This window comes from uncultured Campylobacter sp., assembly GCF_938030685.1.
Lineage (GTDB): Bacteria > Campylobacterota > Campylobacteria > Campylobacterales > Campylobacteraceae > Campylobacter_B.
Genome location: NZ_CALHHX010000173.1, coordinates 1 through 3,378 on the forward strand (window position 1 = coordinate 1; position 3,378 = coordinate 3,378).

The following is a 3,378-nucleotide window of genomic DNA, read 5'->3' on the forward strand; positions in this document are numbered from 1 at the left end:
AGAAAGTGCCGTTATGTCGATGATCTTTCTCATATCTATCCTTTTTGCGGCGATGTGCCGCGGGGCTTAAGGAGTACTCTTTTGCAGGCAAATCCCGCCAAGGAGAATTTTACGAATTAATTTCGTCGCATGAAATTTAATCTGCACAAAAATTTTAGTACCTCAAGCCTTGTTTTAAAATTTTACTTCGAACTTCCACGCCGCAAAATTTTAAAATTTCAAAATTCCGCAAGCGGTAAATTTGCAGCCGAATTTAAATTTTACGAACGGCGCAGTAGCAATATCGCGAACTGCTCGTAAAATTCTAAAATCGAAATTTTACGAGCTGTAAATTTAGAACTAGCCTTAAAATTTCATAGAAGTAAAATTTCGCTTTGTATTTAAATCATAAATTTCGTTCGTGAGATTTAGGCTATCGGCGCGAATGTAGCCTGTGCGGCTACATCTTCTCTTTCGCGCTTAGGCCCATCAGAGCAAACGCCGTGCGAATACTAAGCGCTACGAGCGCGAACAACTTGAGCTTCGCATCCTCGTTCTCGCTGCCTACGACGCGGTTTTCGTTGTAGTATTTGTGAAAGTCCGCCGCGAGCGCTTTTAGGAAATCGGGCAGCTTCTGCAAGCCGCGCGAATTAAAAGCGTCGTTTAAAATTTCATTCAAGCCAAGCGCCGCAAAAGCTAGGCCGAGCCCCGCTTCATCCAGCGTGCCGAAGTCCGCGCCCAATACGTCCGCCTCGCGCTTGCCCGCTTTAGTAAAAATTTGATTGACCCGCGCGTGAGCGTAGTTGATGTAGAAGATCGGATTGCTGCTGTCCTCGCGCGCGAGCTCGTCCACGTCGAACTCAAGCGGCGTCTCGCCCTTTTTGCTAATGAAGATAAATCGCATCGCGTCCCTGCCGATCGCGGCGAGCACGTCGCTCATCAAAATCGCGTTGCCCGCGCGCTTGCTCATCTTGTAGGTCTGCCCGTCTTTGAGCAAATTTACCATCTGCATTAGGATGATCTCGAGCCTGCTTTCGTCATAGCCCAGAAAATGCACGGCAGCCTTTAGGCGCGCGATGTAGCCGTGGTGATCGGCTCCCCAGATGTTGATGCAGCGCTCATATCCGCGCTCAAATTTGTTGTTGTGATAGACGATGTCGCCCGCGAGATAGGTCGGGCGCGCATCCTCACGGATGACGACGCGATCCTTTTCGTCTCCGAGCTGCGATGAGCGGATCCAAATTTTACCCTCCGCCTCATACATCTTGCCGCTGCGCTCAAGCTTCTTAATCGTAGGCTCAAGCTCGCCGTAGAGGCTCTTTTCGCTAGCCCAGTTTTGGATATGGATGCCGGCGTCTGCGAGATCTTTTTGGATGATCTTTAGCACTTCGTCCTTAGCAAACTCCGCAAGGATCAAAACACGCGATTCGTCGCGGAAAATTTCATCGCCAAATTGGGCGCGCGCAAGAGGGATGATCTCGTCGATATACTCGCCGCGGTAGTATTTCTCGGGATAGCTCACGTCCTCACCCGCAAGCTCGCACGCACGAAGCGCGATCGAAGTGCCCAAAAGCTCGATCTGATTGCCCGCGTCGTTGATGTAGTACTCCGTATCGACGCGGTGCCCCAGATAGCCTCCGATGCGCGCGAACGTATCGCCGTAAACGGCGCCGCGCACGTGCCCGATATGAAGCGGACCGGTCGGATTGGCGCTGATGTATTCAAGCAAAATTTTTTGCGGCATAGCGACGGAATTCTGCGCTTCATCGCAATTTGATGCTACGACGGAATTTGACGCCTCTGCAGAATTCTGCGAAATAAAATTTTGTGTGTCGAAATTCTGCGATTTAGCGGCGTCGTTACCGCTCGCAGCCAGATTCGCAGCTGAGTCTTTGCAAGCAGGCTCACTCGCACAAAGCTTTTCCGAAGCCGGTAAAATTCCGTCTCCGAGCTTCGCGTCGTTTTTCGCAAAATCGCCGCCCCGTTTAAGGGCGTTTTCAGCAAGAACGCCCAACACAGCGGGCTTTAGGTGAAAATTTAGATAGCCGTTCACCGCCGTGGCGCTTAGAATTTCGCTATCTTTAAATTTAGCCGCAAGCTCCTCGGCGATGAGCTTAGGCGGCTTTCGCAGCTCTTTAGCCAGCGCAAAAGCCTCGGGCGAGGCGTAATGGGCCAAGCTTTTATCTTTGGGTCTTTCTAAAACGACTTTGCGAGATAAAATTTTAAAAATTTCATTTAAGACTAAATTTTTCAAATCCTTTACGCCTTTTTATTATCGCTAATTTCGGCGTCTCTAACCTCTTCCTCGGCCTTTTTCTCGACCTTTTCAGGCGTGTCGTCCTCCATCTCTTTTTTGAAGGTCTTAATGCCCTTGCCTACGCCCTTTGCGAGCTCCGGGATCTTTTTAGCTCCGAAAAGCAACACGATGATCACTAAGATAATTAGCAGTTGTTGAACGCTTACGCCCATTTTTTCTCCTTTAAATTTTCCAAATTTCGATTAGTTTGTTTATGTTGCGGCCTGCGGTCTCAAGCCTGATCGCCTTGTAGATCGATCTGAAATTTTCATACGCCTGCTCCAAACGATCGTTGATTATCAAATAATCGTATTCGCCTAGGCGCTCCATCTCCTCTTGCGCGTTTCGCAGGCGCAAAGCAATATCGGCGGGATCATTATCGCCACGAGCACGCAACCTATCCCTAAGCTCCGACAAGCTCGGCGTAGTAATAAATACGCTAGTAAGCTCGCTTTTAGGCACTTTGCTACGCACGATCTCATATCCTTGCACATCGATGTCAAAAATCACGATCTTACCCCGCTCAAGCTCGCTTGTAACGGCTTTTAGCGAAGTACCGTAGTATTTGCCATGAACTAACGCCCACTCTAAAAACTCTCCGCGCTCGATGCCTGCGCGAAACTCGCTCTTGCTTATGAAATGATAATTTACGCCGTCCGCTTCGCCCGCACGCATTTCGCGCGTCGTAGAGGAGATCGAAAAGTATATCTGCCCGCCGAATTCTGCGATAAGACGCTTTATGAGCGTGCTTTTGCCGCTACCGCTTGGACCGGAAACGAGCAAAATTTTGCCCCGCACTACTGATCTCCAAACGATATGTCGATATTGATCTTAAAGTCCTTCAGCGCGTCCTTAGCGTCCTTACTGCCCGCAAATTTCTCGATCGTGTTTGCGATGCCCGCTTCTAGATCATCACGCAACTTGGTTTTCAGCTCCTCAGCACTCGGTTTTTTACCGTGCTCGTTACGCAGCGACTCGCTTTTGGCGCTAGGCTCTAACTCGCTTGCCATAAGGCTGGCAAACTCCGCCGCAGCCGAAGCAGCAAGCACATTCGGCATAGCTTGTGCGCCAAATTTCATCTCATTTACCTGCTCGGACGCGCC

General features: G+C 49.7%; 5 protein-coding genes. 1 reads left to right on the forward strand and 4 read right to left on the reverse strand.

Translation table 11 applies throughout. The features are described from left to right. Positions 1 to 129: 129 nt before the first annotated feature. Positions 130 to 300, forward strand: a complete 171-nt coding sequence (locus tag Q0369_RS07890) for a hypothetical protein (protein WP_298098337.1) — start codon at positions 130 to 132, stop codon at positions 298 to 300. 139 nt (positions 301 to 439) lie between these two features. Here Q0369_RS07890 and argS read toward each other — a convergent pair whose 3' ends face one another. The 4 genes from argS to Q0369_RS07910 form a co-directional block, all read right to left on the reverse strand. After that, a complete protein-coding gene (argS, locus tag Q0369_RS07895; protein ID WP_298098340.1) occupies positions 440 to 2,233 on the reverse strand; it encodes an arginine--tRNA ligase in 1,794 nt (597 codons plus the stop codon). Positions 2,234 to 2,238: 5 nt separating this feature from the next. Further along, entirely contained in the window at positions 2,239 to 2,448 is a 210-nt protein-coding gene (gene tatA / locus Q0369_RS07900; RefSeq protein ID WP_297918317.1) for a twin-arginine translocase TatA/TatE family subunit, read from the reverse strand. Between the two features lie 10 nt (positions 2,449 to 2,458). Beyond that, on the reverse strand, positions 2,459 to 3,073 hold the full coding sequence (gene gmk / locus Q0369_RS07905; protein WP_298098343.1) for a guanylate kinase: 615 nt from the start codon (positions 3,071 to 3,073) through the stop codon (positions 2,459 to 2,461). After that, on the reverse strand, positions 3,073 to 3,378 hold a 306-nt coding region (locus tag Q0369_RS07910), incomplete at its 5' end, for a hypothetical protein (protein ID WP_298098346.1). The genes gmk and Q0369_RS07910, both read right to left, overlap by 1 nt.